Origin of the sequence: Megasphaera intestinihominis (assembly GCF_040096415.1) — a bacterium.
GTDB classification, from domain to species: Bacteria; Bacillota; Negativicutes; order Veillonellales; family Megasphaeraceae; genus Megasphaera; species Megasphaera intestinihominis.
The window spans coordinates 1-818 of sequence record NZ_JBBMEU010000146.1 but is presented as its reverse complement, the minus strand read 5'-3'; the positions used below and the strand labels follow the sequence as shown (position 1 = coordinate 818).

1 protein-coding gene is annotated in these 818 nt (G+C 47.4%); it reads left to right on the top strand.

What is annotated here, in order from left to right; genetic code table 11:
• Positions 1-138 precede the first annotated feature (138 nt).
• A partial coding sequence (locus WMO23_RS11385) for a transposase (protein ID WP_349174141.1) occupies positions 139-818 on the top strand: 680 nt, incomplete at its 3' end.

Here is an 818-nt window from a genome sequence, read left to right as displayed (position 1 = left end):
TTCCTCTTAGGTAGGGGCATCAATGGCGATGGATTTCGCAGGTTCGATGCCTGCGAAATCCACCCTATGTCTTTTCCATCTTAGCCTTTTCACTTCGTCTACGGTATAATGGTAGATAACAGAGGAGGTGAATCCTAGATGTACTTGACGCAATCGAATGTCATCCGCGGCTTGTCGAAACAAGAGTATACCATGCTCCGGGAAATGTGCAAATACAGCAATAACCTGTATAATATAGCGGTCTATACGATTCGGCAGCATTACTTCGATACCCAGCAATTCTTGCGGTACGAAGAAAATTACCCCATTTGTAAGGAAAATGAAAACTACGGCTTGTTGCAGGCCGGTGTTGCCCAGCAGATATTGAAGATGGCCGACCGCAGTTTTTGTTCCTTTTTCGGGCTTTTGCAGAAAGTCAAGCCAGGTGACTATGGTTCAAAGGCTGTCCGCCTGCCACACTATCGTGAAAAAGGTGGTCTCTTCAGTCTCATCTTGTCGACGAACGCCATCAACATAAAAAATGGCTTCCTAACGGTGCCGATGAGCCGTGAATATATGAAACGCCATAACGGTCATCGGATTCGGATTCCTTTTCCGGACAAATTGAAGGATAAGACGATTCAGGAAGTCCGCATCTGTCCCATGTACGGTGGACGGTATTTCAAGATTCAGTATTGTTACCTAGAGGACCCGGAACCGGTGAAAACCTCGCCAGACCGTGTCCTGGCTATCGACTTGGGACTGGACAATCTGGCCGCCTGCGTTACCAATACGGGGACGTCGTTCCTCATGGACGGTCGTAAACTCAAATCTATCAA